Origin of the sequence: Calothrix sp. PCC 7507 (assembly GCF_000316575.1) — a bacterium.
In the GTDB taxonomy this organism is placed as follows: Bacteria; Cyanobacteriota; Cyanobacteriia; order Cyanobacteriales; family Nostocaceae; genus Fortiea.
In genome coordinates, this window is sequence record NC_019682.1 from 393,460 (window position 1) to 415,728 (window position 22,269).

Annotated in this window: 10 protein-coding genes; 7 read left to right on the forward strand and 3 right to left on the reverse strand. The window is 41.5% G+C overall.

Annotated features, from left to right (window positions below; translation table 11 throughout):
* Window positions 1–251 precede the first annotated feature (251 nt).
* The gene (locus CAL7507_RS01810; RefSeq protein ID WP_042341716.1) at window positions 252–2,453 is read left to right on the forward strand and encodes a polysaccharide biosynthesis tyrosine autokinase; all 2,202 of its coding nucleotides are present in this window, start codon (window positions 252–254) and stop codon (window positions 2,451–2,453) included.
* A gap of 352 nt (window positions 2,454–2,805) precedes the next feature.
* Here the strand turns inward: CAL7507_RS01810 and CAL7507_RS01815 are convergent, their stop codons facing one another.
* Window positions 2,806–5,391 (reverse strand): adenylate/guanylate cyclase domain-containing protein, encoded by a 2,586-nt coding sequence (locus CAL7507_RS01815; protein WP_015126711.1) that lies wholly within the window; start codon window positions 5,389–5,391, stop codon window positions 2,806–2,808.
* A gap of 521 nt (window positions 5,392–5,912) precedes the next feature.
* On the opposite strand from CAL7507_RS01815, the gene CAL7507_RS01825 reads away from it, so the two are divergent.
* Window positions 5,913–6,263: a Rieske (2Fe-2S) protein gene (locus tag CAL7507_RS01825; RefSeq protein ID WP_015126713.1), complete on the forward strand. Its 351-nt coding sequence runs from the start codon at window positions 5,913–5,915 to the stop codon at window positions 6,261–6,263.
* Window positions 6,264–6,405: 142 nt separating this feature from the next.
* Here CAL7507_RS01825 and CAL7507_RS01830 read toward each other — a convergent pair whose 3' ends face one another.
* Window positions 6,406–12,246, reverse strand: coding sequence for an alpha-2-macroglobulin (locus CAL7507_RS01830; protein ID WP_015126714.1), 5,841 nt, complete (start codon window positions 12,244–12,246; stop codon window positions 6,406–6,408).
* 444 nt (window positions 12,247–12,690) lie between these two features.
* Between CAL7507_RS01830 and pbpC the strand changes: the two genes are divergently transcribed.
* Window positions 12,691–15,069, forward strand: coding sequence for a penicillin-binding protein 1C (gene pbpC / locus CAL7507_RS01835; protein WP_015126715.1), 2,379 nt, complete (start codon window positions 12,691–12,693; stop codon window positions 15,067–15,069).
* 80 nt (window positions 15,070–15,149) lie between these two features.
* Complete coding sequence (locus CAL7507_RS32600) at window positions 15,150–15,317, forward strand: hypothetical protein (protein WP_015126716.1); 168 nt, start codon at window positions 15,150–15,152, stop codon at window positions 15,315–15,317.
* Here the strand turns inward: CAL7507_RS32600 and CAL7507_RS01840 are convergent.
* The gene (locus CAL7507_RS01840) at window positions 15,288–16,889 is read right to left on the reverse strand and encodes a sensor histidine kinase (RefSeq protein WP_015126717.1); all 1,602 of its coding nucleotides are present in this window, start codon (window positions 16,887–16,889) and stop codon (window positions 15,288–15,290) included. The two genes, CAL7507_RS32600 and CAL7507_RS01840, sit on opposite strands and share 30 nt — an antisense overlap.
* Window positions 16,890–17,416: 527 nt before the next feature.
* On the opposite strand from CAL7507_RS01840, the gene CAL7507_RS01845 reads away from it, so the two are divergent.
* The 3 genes from CAL7507_RS01845 to fba all read left to right on the forward strand — a co-directional run bounded on the left by CAL7507_RS01845 (window position 17,417) and on the right by fba (window position 21,518).
* Window positions 17,417–19,453, forward strand: coding sequence for an AAA-like domain-containing protein (locus tag CAL7507_RS01845; protein ID WP_015126718.1), 2,037 nt, complete (start codon window positions 17,417–17,419; stop codon window positions 19,451–19,453).
* Window positions 19,454–19,490: 37 nt separating this feature from the next.
* On the forward strand, window positions 19,491–20,192 hold the full coding sequence (locus CAL7507_RS01850; RefSeq protein WP_015126719.1) for a Uma2 family endonuclease: 702 nt from the start codon (window positions 19,491–19,493) through the stop codon (window positions 20,190–20,192).
* A gap of 246 nt (window positions 20,193–20,438) precedes the next feature.
* Window positions 20,439–21,518, forward strand: a complete 1,080-nt coding sequence (gene fba, locus CAL7507_RS01855; RefSeq protein ID WP_015126720.1) for a class II fructose-bisphosphate aldolase — start codon at window positions 20,439–20,441, stop codon at window positions 21,516–21,518.
* Window positions 21,519–22,269: the final 751 nt, after the last annotated feature.

A 22,269-nucleotide genomic window follows, 5' to 3' on the forward strand; every position in this document is an offset into this window, starting at 1 on the left:
TTCTACCAAATAGAAGAGTTATTTAGCTATTTTTGGGGTAGTCCAGAAAAGCTATCCAAACTCTAAAATGTTTTTGCAGGGGTGCAGAGAGGCATTATAGATTCAAAATCAACAAATTTTGAATTTGCCCAATTTGAGTACTTGATTGTCTACTTCCCAAAACTCAATTCGGATGGCAATAATAATCTTCAGCTTGCTGCAAGGTCTTATATCAATTGCATCTGACTTACTTACCCCCAAAAAAATAAATGATGGAGAATTATTCTATTAGACCCTTAAGTTCCAACCAAAATGGAATGGCTATGCCTCAATCACCGCCAATGCAAACTTTTCCTGGGTTTGAAGAAGAAGGTAAAAGTTTTGATGCACGTCAATTTCTAGGTATTTTACAGCGACGAGCGCTAGTTATCGCGGGGGTAGCCACCATTGTGATGGGTATTGCGGCTTACTCAACGCTGAAGGAAAAACCAATATATCAAGGCAATATTCAACTTTTAGTAGAACCTGTCAATGAAGACAGTACTTTGGGAAAAGTTACAGTAGATAATGCAGCCGCAAGTAAACCAATTCTAGATTATGCAAGCCAGATTCAGATTCTTAAAAGTCCTGAACTGATGAATACCATAGTCAAGGACTTAAAAACTTTATATCCAGATATTACTTATGATTCTCTCTTGCAATCTTTAACTATTAATCGCTTGGGTGATACCAAGATTATAGAAGTCAGTTATGTAAGTTATGACCCTAGTAGAATTAAAGTAGTACTAGATAAAATTGCCAAGTCTTACTTAGACTACAGTCTAGAAAAACGGAAAACTAAACTGCGTCAGGGAGTTAAGTTTGTTGACCAACAGCTACCATCTATCAAAAATAGGGTAGATAGGCTACAAAGAGAACTGCAAATCTTCCGGCAAAAATATGACTTTATTAGCCCAGAAACTGAAGCAGGGGAAATTACAGGCAGATTCAGCAATTTATCTACTCAAAGAACTGCTCTCAATCAGCAGTTAGCTATATCTCGTGCCAACTTTGCTAGCTTAGGTAAAGAACAGGGAGAACTAGCGGCGTTAAATAATGCAGTTGTATATCAGCAATTAGTTGGACAACTGCGCCAATTAGATGTTCAGCTTTCTGGGGAATCAGCTCGGTTTCAAGCAGATAATCCAACTATACAAACATTAGAAGAAAAAAGGCAAAATATATTATCCTTGATGCAACAGGAATCTCAGCGAATTATGGGAGTCAAATATGCTGAGGTCGCAACTCAACTTCAAAGTCTGGAGGTACAAAGCCAAGTGCTAGCTCAGTCTGAGCGGCTAGCCGAGCAACAAGCCAAGCTATTACCAATTCTTTCCAGAAGATATACCGAACTCCAGCGAGATTTACAGATTGCAACTGAGAGTCTAAATCGCTTTCTAACTACCCGTGAAACTCTCCAAATCCAGGTAGCTCAAACAGAACTTCCTTGGGAGTTAATTAAAGCAGCAGTTCAACCTCAAGCACCAATATCTCCTGATATTTCACGTAATCTCTCACTAGGATTGGTCAGCAGTTTAGTCTTAGGACTTGGCATTGGGTTTCTCCTAGAAAAAGCAGACAATACCTACCATGCCGTCGGGAGTTTAAAGGAGGATATTAAACTGCCTGTGTTAGGAATTCTGCCTTTCGATAGAAAACTGCAAAATAGTCAATACCACGCTCTCACACCAGCAGTTCCAGGTGGAAAAACAACAGTAGTAAATGAGGGTCAAGAAGGAATATCTGGGTTATCTAGCATTTTTGGTCGTCAGTTTGGCAGTAGTAGCAACAACGGCCGAGGCAAATTTGGAGAAGCTTTACAGGTGCTTTTTGCGAATATTCAACTGCTCACTCTTGAGCGGCCTATTCGCTCTTTAGTTATTAGTTCAGCATTGCCAGGAGATGGTAAATCTACTGTGGCATTCCAACTAGCTCAGACATCTGCCGCAATGGGGAAACGAGTACTACTCGTAGATGCCGATTTACGCCGACCCCAGTTGCATAACCTCTCAGATTTAAACAATGTACAGGGGTTAAGTAGTGTAATTTCAACAAACTTGCCTGTAGACCAAGTCATCCAGCAAATGCCTGGGATGAACAATTTATCTGTGATGACTGCTGGTCCCATACTACCTGATCCCACAAAATTACTTTCATCGGAAAAAATGAAGCAACTGATGGCATATTTCCATCAAAGCTTTGATTTAGTGATTTATGATGTTCCCTGCTTAGTGGGAATGGTCGATGCAAGGCTGCTGGCACCGTATACGGATGGTATGGTGCTGGTGGTGAGGCTTGACAAAACAGATAAATCTGGGTTGACAGCAGCTCAAGATAGCCTCAAATTGTCTCCGGCAAATATCTTAGGTATCGTTGCTAATGGAGATAAAAGCAAATTGAATGAGATTAACTATTCCCATGCTGTATATAGGTAATCAGTTATCAGTTATCAGTGTTTTGAGTTGATCAGGACTTACGCAGGTGTCACAATTAAATGACCATTTGTATGGTGGGCAATGCCCAACGCCACTTGACGCCAGTCGCCTCTCCCAAGGGGAGACGCTGCGCGTAGCAAGATCCCCTTACGGGGTACAAGTCGGGAAACCCGCCCACGGCGCTGGCTCCTTTAAGCCGGGAAACCCTAGTCGAGCAGTGGCTCCCCTACATGATTAAATTCTGTGCCAGTTGCGTAAGTCCTATTGATAACTGTTTACTTTTCATCACCTTGACTGGAGGCGGAGCGTTCTTTGCTCCGCTCTTGAGCAATCACCAATATTGAAATAGGGTTTACTTCTCTTTAAAAGTCCAAACACCTTCATCCCAATCGATATCTGATGGGGGTGATTGCATCCAATGTTGACAGCGCCGCAAATGCAAAATAGCGGCTTTGTCGCTATTGTCAACAGTTAAAACTTTGGCAAATTCAGTTTCCGCTAAAGAAAACTCACGATTGAGGTAGTATTTGCGTCCTTTGTGATAATGCTCAATTAGTTCTAGTTTTTGGCTACTAATAGGGTCAGAACGCACACCGAGTAATTCATAGATAGCTACTGGCTCATTTCTGCCTTTGACGCGAATGTAATCTAGTTCTCTAGCCCAAATATTTTCTCGGCAGGGTTTATAAGTGTTGTCGCTAATAATGATGTCGCAGCCATATTGTTTGCTAACACTTTCTAGTCGAGATCCCAGATTAACACCATCACCAATGGCAGTAAATTCCATCCGTTTACTAGAACCAATATTACCACTAATTACGGTGTCAGAATTAATGCCAATACCAATGTTAATTTTGGGTTTATTCGCTGCATAGCGACGATGATTAAATTCGTGTAAGCGATGGCGCATTTCTAGGGATGTTTGGACTGCCATCCAAGCATGTTCTTCTAAGGGGAGGGGAGAACCAAACACGGCCATGATGGCATCACCAATATATTTATCCAGAGTGCCTTTATGTTTAAAAACTGCCTCTACCATTGACTCAAAATATTCATTCAGCATACTCACCACTTCTTCGGCTTCGAGATTTTCGGTCAAGGTGGTGTAGCCACGAATATCAGAAAATAAGATGGAAACTTCTTTGCGATCGCCTCCTAGTTTCGCATCGTCTAATTTGAGTAATTCTTCTGCTAATTCTTGGGTCATGTAGCGGTACATGGTGCTTTTGAGGCGTTTTTCATCGCTAATATCTTCCATGACAACTAGCGCCCCACGAACTTGTTGTTGATCGCTAGCGTCAGCGATAGTATTAATTGATAAGTTGATACTGTGCTGCTCTTTACCTGTGGTGATGAGTGTGCGATCGGGGTAGTATTGCTGGCGGCGTTTTATGTCATTGGCATGTAAAGCATCCTGATACCACTTACTAAAATCACCTTCTTTAATACCGATGACATCATTAATTAATTTACCTTCCAAACGGTCATCTTCATCTAAATTTAGCAAGCGCTTGGCGCTTTCATTAGCCGCAATCACTAACCCAGATTTATCAGTAGAAATTACTCCATTAGAAAGACTACGCAAAATGTCCCGCTGCATTTGTTCTTGTTGCTTGACTGTGGCAAACAATTGAGCGTTTTGTAATGCTACTCCTGCTTGAATGTTAAAAGCTTCCATGAACTCTTCATCGTTATGATCAAAACTAGCTTGGAAGCATTCGGGAGCTTTGGGCCAAGCAGCAGGATTATAAGCGGGAAAGTCTCCTGATTTCTTTTTATTAACTAACTGGGTGACGCCGATTAATTGTTGGTCGGCGTTAAACACTGGCATACAAAGTAAACTACAGGTACGATAGCCATTTTGTTGGTCAATTTGTTTGGCTGTATCTGAATCTGGGTGGTCATATAAATCAAAGGGAATATTTAATTTTTTACCGGATGCAGCGACTATTCCCGCAAAGCCTTTACCGATGGGTACGCGTAATTCTTTAGTAGAACCATTGTCTTGGGTGATTTTTGTCCACAATTCATGACGATCGCGATCTATCAACCATAGTGTACTGCGATCGGCGCTCATGAGTTCTTTGGCTTCATCCATCACCCGTTTCAGGGTATCTTCTAAATCGAGACTGCTTTGCGAGAGAGATTTGATCGCCTTCATGAGTGCAGCCACAGCTCTTTGTTTTTGGGTGGCGACATAAAAGGAGCGCGATGATTCTAAAATCAGGCGAATGGAAGGAGCAAATTCTTGAAATAATTGTTCGTCTGCGTTGGTAAACCCTCTAGTATCTATGCGATCGCCTATGGGATCATCTGGATGATGTGAGGTTTTTAATTTATTCAGTAATTGTACGACTGCGACTAATTCCCCTTGTTCATTCAACAATGGCAGAGCCAGCATGGTGTAGGTACGGTAGCCAGTGATTTTTTCCTGTGCTTGAGCAAATATTGACCGCTCATCTTGATAAAAATCATAGGGAATATTGATGACTTGCTTGAAGGTGGCGACTTCTCCCGCAATCCCCTTATCTGCTGGGATGCGAATTTCGAGAGAGCGATCGCCTTCTCCTTCGGCTAAAATTGACCAGAGTTCTTGTTTGTCTTCGTCTAATAAAAATATTGTTGTGCGGTCTGCGCCTAGTAATTCACCAGTTTTCAGGGTAATCGAATGCAACATTTCTTCCAGGATTGTTTCAAAACCCTGCGAATCCAACATTGACAGCGTTTGGTGAACAATATGTAATTTTTGTTCGACTTCCTGAACAACTTGTTTAAAAGTATCTTGAGTTAGGGGAGCCAAAAAAGAAGAGATAGTTCCTTTTCTGCTAGCAAGCGCACCCACAGGCGGAGAATTTTGTTGCCAATATTGGTTTTCTTGGTTGTGAACACCAATAATTAAATCAGCAGTTTCACCAAAACTACGTTGATGCAATGACATAATTAGTTTTTGATATATGAGGATTAGATTTTAGTAATGTTATTTACATGTGGCTGCAAGCAACGGTCAATCGATTTTGGATTTTAAATTTAGGATTTTGGATTGACCCCTACCACAAGGGTAAGGGGTATGATGATTTTAAATTTGGGATTTTGGATTTGTTCCGCCCACTGCCTTCGCAGCGGGATGAAGTCCGGGGCGGGGCATGTAGCTTCTCCGCAGGAGTACCAAAATAATCTAAAATCTAAAATCTAAAATTGGTACGGTCAACTGCTATTATCCACTATCCAGCCAATTCTTAGTAGCATTAGTCACTGTAGATAGTACGAAGGGGTCAGGACAAGTGATGTAGCAATTATGGATTGTCATTGGTCATTTGTCATTGGTCATTATTGTCCTAATCCCTTATTCTACAAACTTGTGAAATTATGTAGTGAATCAGCAAGGCGATCGCTAAAACAGCCTAAAATTCCAAAGTCTGCCATTGAGTAGCCGCCTTATAGAGATTAAGAGAGGTATTTATGAGCTGGGTTAAGGTGCTTTCCCAAGATGAGTTACCACCTAATGAACGCAAAGTGGTAAAAGTTGAACAACGTAACATCCTGCTAGTTCGCCATAACAGTCAAATTTATGCTTTGGAAAATTCCTGTCCTCACATGAAACTGCCCTTGAACAAGGGTAAAATCACCGATAAGGGAGAAATTGTTTGTCCATTTCACCGTAGTGCTTTTGACTTAGCTACTGGTAATCCTACAGAATGGATTACCTTTCCCCCTGGTGTGAATAAGGTGCTGGGTTTGATTTCCAAAGAAAAAGCTCTACCCGTTTTTCCCACCCGTGTAGAGGAAGGAAGTATTTGGGTAGAGTTGTAATCATTTATTGAGTCTCTGCTATAGGATGAAGGATGAGCAATTTTGTTGTTTATCTTTCATCCTATTCTGATGATGGCGATCGCTCTTTTTGATTCTTCTCAACTCTTACTCTCTGCGACTCTGCGCCTCTGCGTGAGATAAATTACTTACCTTCCTCCAGAATCAACGTTGAATCAGCCACACGCCCAAATTCTTCTGGTGCATATTGTAGGTGAACTTGGGCACCAGGCCAGAGGAATGTACCGGGCGTGACAGAACGCACTAAGTAGTGGAGGCTATAAACTCCTGGCTCTAAGTGATCAGCGTAGGCGATAATGCGATCGCTATAGATATTTTTAAATCCAAGTTGCCAACTATCGGCTTTTGCTTGTATTGCCGCTGTCGCAGTTTGGAAACTTGCGTCTACAGCTTCAAATCCGGCTGGTAGAGGATCATTAATTACCACATGATCCACGGGATGGTCAGCAACAAGCTCTAACTCTATATCATACACCTTTCCGGGTGATAAAGTCAAGGGTTTATCTATCGCGTAAAGACCTAGTTTTTGTAGAACTTTTGCTTCACCGACTTTTTGAATTTCCCGCGTGACGCGCAAACCGTTAAATCTTCCTGGTTGATTTCCTTGCAAGCGATAATTATAAGCAACCAGATAATGTAACTTCCCTTCGCCTGATTTTTCTAGGGTTAAATCATTGCGTCCACGGGGTAATTTAGCCATCGGCACTTTTAAATTTACACTAGAATTACGGTAATCTTCAAAGCGATTTTCTCCTAATTTCTCCCCAGCTAATTGCACTGTCGCCACAAAGTTCGGCGGTGTAGGTTGCAGTTGACTATATTCTACTAAAGCTGTGAGGGCTTGGGCATTGTTATAACTAGTTTGCCATGTTCCATCCCGCCGCAACGCCAACAGACTTTGGAATAATTTATCTACAATTTCTGGCTGAGTTTTGTTAGCAATAAATAAACGTATTGCTTGCGCTTGCGTCGTAGTTGGTGAACTCATCCATTCCCAACTTGGTGGTAAACTCACAACGGCTGTGCGTCCAGTTTCGTAGACATTTTTTTGCAACTGAGTCAACATTTTTTGTGACTCATTTTTCCATTCGGGGAACTGAGATAGATATCGCGCCAGTTTAATTTGGGTGACGACATCAAACTTTTCACGCTGTTGATTAATATCGGCGAGGAAGCTATTACGCTTGTCTCCCAGTTCGGCTAAAGCAATTAAAGCATTAAATTGGAGTTGATTTTTACAGAGTTGCTGTTTACAAAACTCGTATTGTCCAGGATTCGCCAGCACTTTTTGTAAATAACCTTTGAGGCGAGATGTTATCCCCGCATCTACCAAACCGGGGAATACTTGATTGGCTTTGGCTAAAGATTCGGCTGCGTAACCAGATACCCAAGGGTCAGATTTTTCTTGTCCAGGGAAAGCGGCGAAACCACCATCAGCGATTTGCAGCTTTTGCAATTTTTCAATGGCTTGATTCGCTTGTTTTTGGGGATTAAATTCTGCAAATGTCTGTCCATATTTTTGGGTGAGAGTTTGCAGATTGGCTGCAATTATGAGTTGACTTGCGGCTGGTTCTGTGAATGGTAATGCATCATCGGCTAAAACTTGTTTTGCTGGTGCTTTGATTTCGGGAATTAAGCTACTCGCCAATTGAATATCTAAACCTCCCGCTGTGGGGATGGTATTTTTATCGACATTTAAAGGAATTTTTACTTGCTTTTCAGTGACACCAGTTTCAACAACTTGTTCTGTAATTTCTATTGGCTTAATTTCTAACGGAACTTCAAAAGCATCAGTTGCATTATTTAGCTGAGTGTTAAATTGAACTTTCCCGACTCCCACACTATCAGCCAGCATGGGGAAGCGATAAGCGCGAGTAGCAGTTTCCGCGTTGGTTTGTAAAGTGGTAGCTGTGGGGTTTTTCTCGGCAAACTTCACCGTACCGCTCAAGTTACCATTGATAGTGAGATTTCCTGTGCTTCCGGTGTTGTTGGTGACTGATAAACCGGCGAGTAGGCGATCGCCTGGACGGGCAAACTGTGGCAAAATGGCATTAGTTAGTAGTGGTTTGGTGCTGATAAACGTCGCATCAGCATTGCCAAAACGCAGATTTCCATCAGTCGCCACAGCCATCACCCGCCATGTCGTCAAATCATCTGGTAATTTAAATGTTATCTGTGCTTGACCACTAGCATCGGCAATCACCGAACCATTATAGTAAGCTAAAGCTTGAAAGTCAGTGCGGGTGCGAGTATTCGCCACGCCACCAGACAACCCACCGCCATAACCCCAACCTTTGGGTTTAGCCACATCTTGCGGTTGTATCACCACATCCGGGCGATTATCGCTGAAGCGGGTAGATATCTGCTGTTCAGCATAAACCTTATTCACCAAATCTGGCGGACGATATCCAGAAAGTTGCAGTATCGCCTCATTCACCACCATGACTGTGAATTGTCCGGAAGCGGGATTTCCCTGATTATCTTTTAATTCCAGTTTGACAGTTGTTTCCGTACCAGGGGCTAGTGATGGTTGCGTTGGCGTGACTTGCACTTTTAAATACTTATCTTGCAAGTTAACGTTAAAAGGTGCAAAGCCAATTTTCACGAGTTTATCTAAACTTCCCGGTTCCAGCTGATTTAAACTCACACCTTGACGAACTAACACAGCTTGTACTGCTGCATTTGGTAACATTTCTGGTGTGACTTGAAACTGAATTTGTGGTGCGCCTCCCTTAACTTTGGTAACTTGTTGATAGAGAGGCTTATCTTTGACTACCGCAAAATACAATTCTGCATCTGGATAGGGAGATTGAATTAGAACAGTAGCCGTTTCTCCAGATTTATATTCCTTTTTATTCAGTTTAACTTCCAAAAAATCCTGTTCTTTATCACCCCAATACACAGGATTTTCTCCAGTCGCCCAAATTTGTAAATCTGTAGCGCTGATTTCATCCTTGGTATTGGTAAAATTAGCTCTGATGCGGTAAGAACCTGATTCTGTTGGTTTGAGATTTATGATTTGTGGACTCTCTGCAGATGTAACTTCCGCTTCTGCAACAGTTTTATATTCCACTTGATTTTTTGGTGTCCGACTACCTTCTAGCAATTGGGTAACATTACTATATTTTATCTGTTGTAATTCCAGCTTCACCCTTTCCCCTGTGATGGCTTTACCTTGAGGTTCAGTGACAATCACTTCCACAGGAAAAGCTTTACCCGCATCAGCAACGAAGTTACTTTTCAACCCAATCAGCCGATTACTTGGTAAAGCTGTAAAAGTTTGGGAATTCGCCACAGATAAATTAGAAACATCTGCAACTTGCACATCCACTTGATAAGTCATCGCATAAGGTAAATCCTTAGCCACTGTGATTATTTGGTCACTTTTACCAGCAGCATCTAGCTTAGTATTAGTTTCCAGCACATCGCTAGGTAAATTAGGACTTTCTTCTGGCCAAAACCATTGTCTACCAAAAGAGAATTCCTCCCAATTTTTGGGGACAAAGTTCGCCTGCTTGCGGGTGACAAAATATTTTGCTTCTCCACCTTCCACAGGCGCACCAAATAGATAATTACTTGCAGCTTTAGCCTCAACTTTCTCGTCAATCAAAGCAAATTCTTTATCTAATTTGAGTTCGACTTTAAAATTTGGTGGCTTGAACTCTGCGACTCGGAATTCTCCAGATATTTCTTGTCCCTGCTTCCCCTTAGCTTGGATATTATAGTAACCTAACTTCTGACTCTTCTGAATTGGTAACTCTAAAGAAAACGTCCCAAATTCATTAGTGGTTTGTGTACCTAAATCTGTCTTCTGTCCATCGGGATTTACCAGAGTTAATTGGTAAGCCGCATTTTTATCTTGTTGGATACTACCATTTTGCAAGTAATCAGCAAAACCAGTCAACCAAGCTTTTTCTCCTGGTTGATATAACTGTCTATCAGAGAAAATTACCCCTCGTGATTCTGGCTTCTCTTCTTGCCAACCTGCATCAATCCCATAACCATAAACACCACTATATTCTTCAGTGCGCGTGAATGCCCAATCTTGATTTTCGCGGGCAATGACTAATAATTGTGGCGATTTCACAAATCTTTGCTTACCAGCAAAACATGTCTGTAAATCTTCCCGCTTAATACTTAAATTTCCATTTGCATCAGTTTTACCAGATGCACAAGGTGTAGGTTGAGTCAGAGACTTCGCTTCTAATTTTAACCCCGAGCGGAGCCGAGGGGTTGATTCATAAATTTCCACAGTAGCCGCGTTGACTGGTGAACCATCACTCAGATGATGAACACGAATTAAACCAGACTCCGGAAACCACTGGGAAAATACACCCAAATTCGTTAATTGAACCAAACCATATATAGTGGGTTCCCGCCACAATTCCTTACCATTTTCTTGATATTGATTTGTGCGCGCCTGAACTCCATAAGCTAACATCCCTGTAGGGGAAGATAGCTTTTCTTTTAGCGGTACGGTAATATCAAGGGGCTGATTTTTTTTAGTCGAAACGTCGCTAACAATTGCAATTGAAATTATCTGATTACCCACCAACGCAGAACTATCAAGGGGCTGATTTTTTTGAGTCGAAACGGGGAAACTTTGCCATTTAGCAGGTTTCGGTAATAAATCGTTCTCATTCCCCTTGGGAAAAGCAGAATTGAAATAAACTAAATCTGTTGGTTGCAAGACTCGATAAGCTGCTTTATATTTTCCTTCTGGTAAATTTATAGTATTGATATTTAACTGTAAATCTTTACCTGTTGGGAAAATGTTCAAGTCTGAAGGTGCCCAAATATCGCCAGCTAAATCACCTGTTTCATATTGTACTGTCACAGGCTTACCCAAAGTTTGCCCAAATTTATCTTTAAGATTTTCACCCAGAGTAATTGTATAACTAGTCGCTGGCGCTAAAGCATAAGGATTGATGCTGACTACCTTATCTTCTTCATTGACTTGGATAAGCCGAGAAATATCTTTGGGTGCGGGATTAATTTGAATATTTTTTACAACTGAATCGGCAACTAAGATATTATTAAATTCTAATTGGGGGCTACCTTTAACAAATCTACCATAGGTACCGTTAGCATCGGGTTGTCCATATAAGTTAATCTTTTGAAATGCCAAAGGTGAATAAGTTGCCAACTTACTAACAAATTCCTTCTCACTAGGCAGATTACCATAGGCTGGACGTATTCCGGGAGCAAATTTTAAGCGATAACTAGTCGCTTTTTCTAGATTTTGTTGGGGTGTAAGGTTATAAATCCAATTACGCCCTGAGTGGTCAAATTTTTCCAGAGGATCTGCATTTTCTTCTGGTTTTTCTTCCTTGGCTAAAGCGACTTTGAACTGTACACCCTGGTTTTTACCTTCAGGAACTAATTGTAAATGTTCCTGCACAGAAGGTATATCTAGTTCTACGTTCGATGTGAACTGTAATTTTTCTTGTAAATCTATTGGTTGAATCTCTGCTTTTTCAACAGGATTCACACCCGGTAAGTTAGTCAACTTGATAGATTCTGTGTTAAAAGTCCAAGCTAAATCTTTATCTAGGCGATGATTTTTTAAATCTGCCAACCCAGCTTTTAAAGTCACCTGAAAGCGCGTTGCTTGTGGTAAAGCTTTATCACCTTGAAAACCTACCATGCGCGGTGTCAAAAACCGGAATTGTCCAGGTAAAGGTGGATCAAGTTTAAAACTTTGTAAGATTTTTTGCTGTTCCGGACTGTCTAAACTTTCAACGGGAATTAAAGCTTCTTTAAACCGGATGCGGATTTGATTTAGAGGTTTCGCATCACCAATCGGACTAATTTGGGCAATCCATTCTGGTAAATTTGGCGGTGGGAGTGGAGAAACTGCAGCTAGTTGTTCTTTACCTGATTTGACACCAATTAAATTACATCCTGTAATCACCAGGAAGATTGTGAGGGAGAGTAGGAAATATTTTAAAATTTTATTAATCATAATTTATATAATTAAAGGAGCGTGATTATTAAATACCGGGCTTCTTGCATAAATATTTTTTTTGTCTCACGCAGAGGCGCAGAGGCGCAGAGGAAGAAACAAGATTGTGGACTAACTACATGAAACATTCTGTAATTATAGAAAGTAGGCTTTTTGCAAACCTCGTAATTTTTGCGTTCTTCTTTGCGCCTTTGCGCCTCTGCGTGAGATAAAGAAAATGTGGTTCATTCACCTAAGAATCTAAAATAACTAATATAGTTTAGTTGTTCCAAAAAATGACTAAAATTCTTAATTATTAACAAGTTGATTTTTTATCAACACACTAATTTACATCTATAAAGTTATCCTTATAGATGCATTGTTAAATATTTGATATGTTTCCTGATCCAGCTATAATCACTAAGTCAAAATTAAAGTAAATTTAATTAGGCAGGGGATTTGCTGATGAAACTAACTTCACGTTGGCTGATCCAGATTACGCATAAACTGGGACATCAGCTGCATCGTAAAACTAGCAAAGTTATCTTAGTTTTGCTGCTGATGTGCTTTGTGGTGCGTTTACTGCCTTATTTTGCCCCGATTCGGGCTACAGATATCATTCAAAATCAATTAGCTTTGCAGTTTAGCGATCGCCATAATCTACCACTAGGCACTCTACTCACCCGCGATCAAGAGCATACCGCAGTAGTGCCACTAAATCAGGTTTCTCCCCAATTTATCCACGCCATCCTCGCCGCAGAAGATAGCAGCTTCTATCATCATGGGGCGTTGGATATCAAAGCCATTATCCGCGCCATCAAAGAAGCCATCCACGCCCGCAAGATTGTTTCTGGTGCTTCTACTGTTACCATGCAATTGGCACGAATGCTAGATCCTGTCCCCCGGACTTTCTCAGCTAAATTGCGTGAGGTTTGGCTAGCTTGGCGGTTAACAGCCGGGATGAATAAGGATGAAATTCTCTCTGCATATATCAACCGTCTGCCAATGGGAGGTAATATCTATGGTGTAGAAGCCGCCGCCAGGACTTATTTTTCCACACCAGCCAGTGATTTGAACATTGCCCAAGCTAGTTTGTTGGCTGCTATCCCCAATAATCCAACTTACTTTAATCCTTACGCACATTGGGAACGCCTCAAGCAACGCCAAAAATATGTCTTGAATCGGATGGTGAAGGAAGGATATATTACGAGTGCGATCGCACAACAAGTATATACAGAAAAAGTGGTCTTTCAGCCCCGCCAACAGGGAATCATCGCCGCCCCACACTTTTTGTTTTGGCTAGCAAGACAAGAAGGTAAGGAAAATAATTCATCCTCTCCCATCTACACTACAATAGATAGACCTCTGCAACAATTTGTCGAAGCACAGGTAAAGCAAATAATTTCCTCCCTCGCTACCAACAACGTCCACGATGCTGCAGCTTTAGTGGTTGACAACCACACTGGGGAAGTTTTGGCTTATGTCGGTTCGCCTGATTATTTTAATGATGTCAAATTGGGAAGCAATGACGGTGTACAAGCCCTACGTCAACCAGGATCTACCCTCAAACCGTTCGTCTATGAATTAGCTTTAGAAAAAAGTCTTATACGTCCCAATACAATCTTAGCAGATGTCCCTGCCCACTACGCCATTCCCGGTGCAAAACTTTACAGCCCTACAGATTATACCCAAAGCTTCCTCGGCCCAGTACGGGTACGCATCGCTTTAGCAAACTCCTTAAATGTACCCGCCGTTAGAGTATTAGAAAAAGTTGGTGTAGAGACTTTTTTATCACGTCTGCATCAACTAGGTTTTGCACACCTCACCCAAACCCCAGAATATTACGGCTTAGGTTTGACTCTCGGTAGTGGCGAAGTCAACCTGTGGGAACTCACCCGCGCCTACCTCACCATCGCCAGAATGGGAGAACCCACAGATTTAATTACTACCCTGCCCCCTGCCCCCCGCCCCCTTGCCCTGAGCGTAGTCGTTCGCGTAGCGTCTCGCAGAGAAGGGCTGCCCCCTGCCTCTTCCCCCAAAACTTGGCAAATAATCACCGATATTTTGAGCGATCGCCATGCCCGCGCTACAGCTTTTGGTGTAAACTCTGTATTAAATCTCCCTTTCCCGTCCGCTGTTAAAACAGGCACTTCCTCGAATTTCCGTGATACTTGGACAGTTGGCTTTACCACCGATTACACAGTCGCCACCTGGGTAGGTAATTTCAACGGCGAACCCATGCGCCAAGTATCAGGAGTTACAGGCGCAGCACCCTTGTGGAATCGGATTATGTTACATCTGCATGAAAATCAAGAACCAGCAGATTTTCCTCCTCCCGAAGGTTTAATTAAACTTCCTATTTGTGCAATATCAGGATTAAAACCGACACCAGATTGCACTTCCGTTGTTCAAGAATATTTTTACCCAGAAGATAAAATCGCCTACGAACAACAAAATAATTTTAATTTGCCGTCAGAGTATAATCACTGGTTAGCAAAACAGCAACAATCGAGTTTTGGTGCTAGCAATCTCAGAATTTTATCTCCCCAACAAGGCGATTTATTTTTGCTGTATCCCGGAGAACAGACACCGCAAAAGTTAGAGTTTAAGCTGATAAATAAAGCATCAGACGCTGTAGAGTGGTGGCTAAATGGTGAAAAATTACCTCCACAGTCAGCTAATTCTTTATTTTGGCAACTGCGCCCTGGTAATTGGACTTTAGAAGCTAGAAGTGGTGCTATCAGCGACAAAGTCAATTTTCAAGTGCAGTTAGCGAGAATCAAACCCAGAAGCCGGGGTTTTAGCATTGTTAATCCCAAACTGTCACAGCATTCTCTGCAATAAATTTCTTCTATCTTCAGAAATTTGCCGTTTGGAGATTGATGATATAAATTGGTGCTGAAGTTTTAGTGAAGAATTCACCCATGACAACTACACAGACTAGTGTAAATACCCAAGAGAAGAAATCCGCCAAGAAGAAACAGCAGTCTTTTCCTCGGATGGATATTGGTGCGCCTCAAGTACCACTTCGTAAAAGCCGACTTCAAAAGCAACAGCATGAGTTACTCAGTGACTGGGAACACGCCAGTTAATTTGCTACTTTGATTCCACTCACGGGGTACATACTTCAAACTTCTTGTACTGGCATGTTTTTTCATATTGCTATAATATTTTGCTGTTAAATTCATCTCAATGACAAACTCTGTACCTTGCCCTAATTGAGAATTGCATTTGAGTTTACCCTGATGTTTTTCCACAATAATCTGCTGGCTAATTGAAAGACCCAATCCCTTTCCTACTGGTTTGGTAGTAAAAAATGGTTCAAATATTCGCCTTTGAATATGAGGCAATATACCTTTACCATTATCAGATATATGTATTATGATATTGTGTTTTTTATCAACGATTCCAGGCTTATGACTATTAACTAATGATAAATGTCTACTGACAATTTCTGTACGAATCCAAATTTTAGGCAGGAATGAATCATCCTGTCTGATCTTTTCTTCCACAGCATCAATGGCATTAGTTAATATATTCATAAACACCTGGTTTAACTCCCCTGGATAACACTTGACTAAGGGTAATTCTCCAAAGTCTTTAATTACCTCAATTCCTGGTCGATTAGGCTTTTCTTTGAGGCGATGTTGCAAAATTCTGAGAACACTCTCAAGTCCTGTATGTACATTAATTTTTGTCATTTGTGCTTGATCAAAGCCCGAAAAACTTTGCAAGGCGAAGACAATTTCTTTAATGCGCTCAGATCCTGATCGTGTTGACCACAGTAATTTCAATAAATCTGCCTTGATAAAATCAAAATTAAGGTCTTGCAGATATGAGGCTAGTATTGGGGTAGGATGTGGGTAATGGCGTTGATAAAGTTCAATCAGTTTAATTAAGTCTTCTGTATATTGACTGACAGGTTGGAGATTGCTGTCGATGAAGTTAACAGGGTGATAAATTTCGTTAGCCATATCCGCCACCAGTCGGCCGATATTAGCCATTTTCTCATTTTGTAATAGCTGGCTTTGGGTATATTGGAGTTCTTCTAGGGTGATTTTCAGCTGTTGTGATTTTTCCCTAGCTTGTGTTTCAGCTAATTGGACTCGTTCCCAGAGTTGAAATTGCTGGATAGCGATCGCCATTTCCCTACTTAGTTCTTTTAAAGACTCTATCTCCCACTGCTGCCACGTAGGAGATGGCTCGGAGTTATGAGCAATTAATAATCCCCACAAAGAATTTTGGTTATTCTCTGACGCTGGTAAAATAATCGGCATCACTAAATTAGCTTTAACCTCAAGCGCACGCATCAAGGGAATTTTTCCCAAAACAGCCATAATATCTGGAATATCCAAATCCTTTGAGGATATCAACGGTAACGCCACCGACTCAAAAGCTATCTCACCGCTTCCGTCTGGATGAAAACGATAAATTATTATTTTGTCAGTTGACAAAACCTGCTGCATTTCCTCCAAGATAGTTTGCAGCATTGGCTCTAGCTGAGAACAAGAATACACGAGCGATCGCACGGATTGAAGCAGGCGTTCTCGCTTTTGATACTGTTGACAGGCTTCTTGGTTCCACATTTGGTCGGCGACAGTTTGAAAGCTTTGTGCTGAGAAATGAGCTTTCATCTGCTGGGTAGCGGGTTCTTCGATATGCATAGCTGCTGTTAGGATGAGGAAGATATTCGATAGCTCTCTCTCTAAGCTGTCTTAGCACACTGAAAATCAAGGTATAGAAAGTGCGGGTTATGTTAACAAATTTTAACTTCGTTAACAAGACTGTAACTAAACCGGACACACATTAACCACTGTTATTAATGTTGGATGGAAACTAGAAAAAGGTAAACGGAACAATGTAACCGCTGTTGTGATCAGTCATGCCATTTTCTAGAAAAACTAGCTACATTATGTCCATTTACTACCCCAAATTTTCTAAAAAAGAGTATGAAGTACTACGTAACAAGCAGATAAATACACTTAAAGCAGTAGGTAGATAAAATATAAAATCAAGTCAAGTCGAATGTTTCAGAAGGGAAAAAAATTGTCAAGTCTTATTTGTAGCTTTATTTCATCAAAACTGACTTGAACTGCAATTAGAGAGACTACATAGAGATTTATCTTCTCAATCTAAACTTTGACAAAGAAAAACAATTTGGGGAAATGTCACACAAAAGAGCTGATGACGAATGACTATAGATGAAGTTGTACTGCTACTAAAAGCCAGTCAAAGTAACGGTTTGACGACACTCCAAGAGATGGTGTTGCGCTCGTCGTGGGCAGGTAAAACTTACACTAATATAGCTTTAGAAGCGCACTACGGAGAAGAGCGTGTGAGGAAAGTCGCTTCTAATTTATGGCAAGTTCTGAGTGATTTTTGGCAAGAACCTATCAATAAATTTAACTTCCGCCAAATTCTAGAATCTCGGCGTTTGACTAAAGCACAACAACAGTTAATCAAGGAATTTAACCGTACAGCCACCGCCATTTCCCTAGAATTTCCTAGTGGTCCCGTATCACTTAACTCTAGATTCTACATTCCTCGCCAGCCAATCGAGGAACATGCCTACGCGGAAATGGCAGAACCAGGGAGTGTCGTCTGTATTAGAGGTAGCAAAAAGATGGGAAAAAGCTCTCTCATCTTACGTATGCTGTCACACGCAGATCATCAAGGCTTTCACACCGTAAGTATAGACTTTCAACAAGCCGATAAAGCAGTATTTGCCAGCTTAGATAAATTTTTACGCTGGTTATGTGCCAACATCAGTCGAGAGTTGCAGCTAGAACCCAAACTCAATGATTATTGGGATGAGGAGATGGGTAGCAAAGTCAGTTGCTCTATCTATTTCCAGAAGTATTTACTCTCGACTGTGGATAGTCCTCTGGTATTGGTATTAAACGAAGTGGATTGGGTGTTTGAATATCCAGAAATTGCTGGAGAATTTTTACCACTAGTGCGTTCCTGGTATGAACAAGCTAAAAGTGTGGAAATTTGGCAAAAACTCCGCCTTATTCTAGTTTATTCAACAGAAATTATTGTCCCCTTAAAACTGACTCAATCTCCATTTAATGTTGGATTGACAATCAAGCTACCAAACTTTACCAAAAAGCAGGTACAGGATTTAGCAGAACGTCACGGACTAGATTGGACAGATGGTAAGGATACTGAGAATTTAATGAAGATGGTGGGGGGACATCCTTATTTAGTGAGATTAGCTTTGTATCACCTTGTGGGTAAGGGGGGGTTAGAACGGAATTTAGGACAATTGTTGCAACAAGCGCCTACAACATCGGGAATTTATCATGAGTATTTAAGGCAGTATGTATTAACGCTGCAACAGGAACCAGAACTGGGTTCTGCTTTCTATGAAGTGGTTAAGGCTACAGAGCCGGTGAAATTAGAGCCAGTTCTGGGATATCAGTTAAAGAATATGGGGTTGGTTAACTTAGAAGGCGATCGCTTTACTCCCATGTGTGAGTTGTATCGTCTATATTTTCGTGAGCAACTCAACATGAGTGAGGATGCGAGCAATCCCCGGATGGAACAGTTGGAAAAAGAAAACCAACAGTTACGAGCTCTCTCTAGCCTAGATGAATTAACTCAGTTAGCCAATCGTCGCTACTTTCAAACCTATCTGCAAATAGAGTTGCAAAGAGTTGTTCACGAGAGTTCCGCTCATCCACGCCATGAAATTACCCCTGTGTCTTTAATTTTATGCGATATTGACTATTTCAAAATTTACAATAAAACCTATGGTAACAGCATAGGCGACCAATGTTTGCAACAAATCGCCCAAACTATTCAAAACTGTGTGAAACTTCCCCTGGGAAATGCCAGCCTTTCATATGCCAAGATGACGACGACTGATTCATCTCATAGGGCTTGGCAAACTTCCCTGACTGCACATGCTGGTGATGAATACAGTTCCGTATTAGTCGCTCGTTATGGTGGTGAAGAATTTGCCATTCTTACCCATGCTCATGCTACTACAGCCATAAACATAGCCGAACAAATTCGCGAACAAGTCAAAGCTTTGGCAATTAAGTGTGAGTATCCTGGGATTGGTGGACTACCTGCATCTGTTTTAACTGTCAGTTTAGGTGTGGCTAGCTTCATTCCCAATGCTGAAACTCAGCCAGCTAACTTAGTAAATGCTGCCGAGCAAGCACTCTATCTGGCCAAAAGACAAGGACGCGATCGCGTAATTTTTCATGAGGTAATCTAAGGGACTCATCATAAACTCATCTCGTCAGGCGATCGTCATGGTAAAAACACCCCCCCAGTATTCTTTAACAATTCCCCGTTTGGAAAATGGCGACAAGCTCACCCGTTACGAATTTGAGCGGCGCTATAACGCCATGTCCAATCTCAAAAAAGCCGAATTGATCGAAGGAATCGTCTATCTTATGCCTGCGGCTCTACGCTTCAGAAGTCACGGTCAACCTCATGGTTGGATTCTGACATGGCTCGGTACTTACGAAGCCTCTACTCCTGGTGTAGCCTTGGGAGTAGAACCTACAGTACGTCTAGACTTGGATAACGCACCTCAACCGGATGTAGTTCTTCTCATTGATCAAGAAGCAGGTGGACAAACCCGGATAAGTGACGATGATTACATCGAAGGTTCACCAGAGTTAGTTATTGAAATTGCCGCTAGCAGCGTCTCCATTGACCTTCATGGCAAAAAACAAGCTTATCGCCGGAATGGAGTTAAAGAATATATAGTTTGGCAAGTACTCGATCAAAAATTGAGTTGGTTCTATTTAGAACAAGGCGAGTATGTAGAATTAGGGACTGATACTGAGGGGATTTGCCGGAGTCAGGTATTTCCAGGTTTGTGGTTAGGGGTTGCAGAGTTATTAGCAGGGAATATGCAGGGCGTGTTGGCTATTTTACAAGCAGGTTTACAGTCTCCTGAACACGCAGCATTTGTTCAGGATATTACCAACAAATCATCATCCTAAATTTTTTGGGATACCAAGCTACCAAAGACAATCAACGGAGAGTGGCCGATCGCACAGTGCCATAGAGTCTGAGTGAGACATATTGATGAATGATGCCGCAAACTTTTTCAACATAAGCACACATCACTAGTTATAATTTCCTATATGTTGAAAAAACTCTTAAGATTTAGCGTAAGAATTACATTAAGGTAAAAATTACGCTGCTCTCACACCGATTAGCTGACAACCACATTAGGAGGACTATCTATGGCGCTTGTACCACTGCGGCTGTTGTTGGATCACGCAGCTGAAAACGGTTACGGCATCCCAGCTTTCAACGTTAACAATTTAGAGCAGATTCAGGCAATCCTGAAGGCTGCTGTCGAGACAGATAGCCCCGTAATTTTGCAAGCTTCTCGTGGCGCTCGTAATTATGCAGGAGAAAACTTCCTCCGCCACCTAATTTTGGCAGCGGTAGAAACCTATCCTCAGATTCCCATTGTCATGCACCAAGATCATGGTAATGCTCCTGCTACCTGCTACTCAGCAATTAAGAACAACTTCACCAGCGTCATGATGGATGGTTCTTTAGAAGCTGATGCTAAGACCCCCGCAAGCTTCGAGTATAACGTCAGTGTCACCCGCGAAGTGGTGAATGTCGCTCATGCTTTGGGTGTCAGCGTTGAAGGTGAACTCGGTTGTTTGGGTTCTCTAGAAACTGGTGCCGGTGAAGCTGAAGATGGACATGGTTTTGAGGGTACACTCGACCACTCCCAATTGCTAACCGACCCCGATGAAGCTGTTAACTTCGTAGAAGCAACCCAAGTAGATGCTTTAGCGGTTGCTATTGGCACCAGTCACGGTGCTTACAAGTTTACCCGCAAGCCGACTGGCGAAATTTTGGCCATCAGCCGCATTGAAGAAATTCACCGTCGTTTGCCTAACACTCACTTGGTAATGCATGGTTCCTCCTCCGTACCTGAAGATTTAATTGCACTGATTAACCAATATGGTGGTGCAATTCCTGAAACCTATGGTGTACCTGTAGAGGAAATCCAAAAAGGTATCAAGAGCGGTGTACGTAAGGTCAACATTGACACCGACAACCGTCTGGCAATTACGGCTGCAGTCCGTGAAGCTTTGGCAAAAAATCCCAAGGAATTTGACCCCCGTCACTTCCTCAAGCCCTCTATTACATACATGCAGAAGGTTTGTGCCGATCGCTATAACCAATTTGGTACCGCTGGTAATGCTAGCAAAATTAAGCAGATTTCTCTGGAAGATTTTGCTGCTAAGTATGCTAAGGGTGAACTTAACGTTGTCACCAAGGCTGCTGCTAAAGTTTAGTTTTGTCAAAAAATCAATAGGGACACAGCACTACTCACCGCTGTTAACTTCAGTTGACACCGATGAGTACTACTACGCCCCTAGTTGAGATAAAACTTTCATATTGAGATGTATAAACCGGGTGACGCTTAAGTTCCCTGGTTTTTTGTTTTTAGAGAAGTTGCAATCTGCTGTATCGATAGAAGTCAGAATTAACAGATTTCAGAAAAAGGTTAACATTAAGAGTGCTAGTTGCAAAAGGCGGCGAACAATCATGATAGGTACTACAGCAAAGCAAAAAATACTTATAGCATTTCTCGACAAGCGTGAGGTACATCGGTAAGGGCATGGCACTGCCATGCCCCTACACAGCGTGATATATTTTTGTACTTCATTTGAATGGGAAGCGCTATAAGGCCTTAGAGGAAATGCCACAAGATGTTTCGTTCCCGGAGATTATGGAACATCTTTACTTTTTGTACAAGATAGAACAAGAGCTAAAGCAAGTTGCAGATGGTGATATTATTTCACATGCAGAAGCTAAAGTACGAATGAAGGAATGGCACAAATAAATTGGACTTCTCAAGCACTTGACCGTGCCAATTTTAGATTTCTGACTTACAAATTAATACTAATGAGTAGTTAGAAGTTAATCGTATTTCTAAATATTACAGCGTTTTTCAGGTAAAAAAAGTACACAGGCAGTATTACTACAATGTTCATACCAATGAACATTGTAGTAATACTACTCGCGATCGCATGGTAATTTCTA

Coding starts and splice junctions, on each gene's coding strand:
- fba (WP_015126720.1), top strand. CDS start 20,439: ATGGCGCTTGTACCACTGCGGCTGTTGTTGGATCACGCAGCTGAAAAC.
- CAL7507_RS01840 (WP_015126717.1), bottom strand. CDS start 16,889: ATGCATATCGAAGAACCCGCTACCCAGCAGATGAAAGCTCATTTCTCA.
- CAL7507_RS01810 (WP_042341716.1), top strand. CDS start 252: ATGGAGAATTATTCTATTAGACCCTTAAGTTCCAACCAAAATGGAATG.
- CAL7507_RS01845 (WP_015126718.1), top strand. CDS start 17,417: ATGACTATAGATGAAGTTGTACTGCTACTAAAAGCCAGTCAAAGTAAC.
- CAL7507_RS01815 (WP_015126711.1), bottom strand. CDS start 5,391: ATGTCATTGCATCAACGTAGTTTTGGTGAAACTGCTGATTTAATTATT.
- CAL7507_RS01850 (WP_015126719.1), top strand. CDS start 19,491: ATGGTAAAAACACCCCCCCAGTATTCTTTAACAATTCCCCGTTTGGAA.
- CAL7507_RS01830 (WP_015126714.1), bottom strand. CDS start 12,246: ATGATTAATAAAATTTTAAAATATTTCCTACTCTCCCTCACAATCTTC.
- CAL7507_RS01825 (WP_015126713.1), top strand. CDS start 5,913: ATGAGCTGGGTTAAGGTGCTTTCCCAAGATGAGTTACCACCTAATGAA.
- CAL7507_RS32600 (WP_015126716.1), top strand. CDS start 15,150: ATGACAACTACACAGACTAGTGTAAATACCCAAGAGAAGAAATCCGCC.
- pbpC (WP_015126715.1), top strand. CDS start 12,691: ATGAAACTAACTTCACGTTGGCTGATCCAGATTACGCATAAACTGGGA.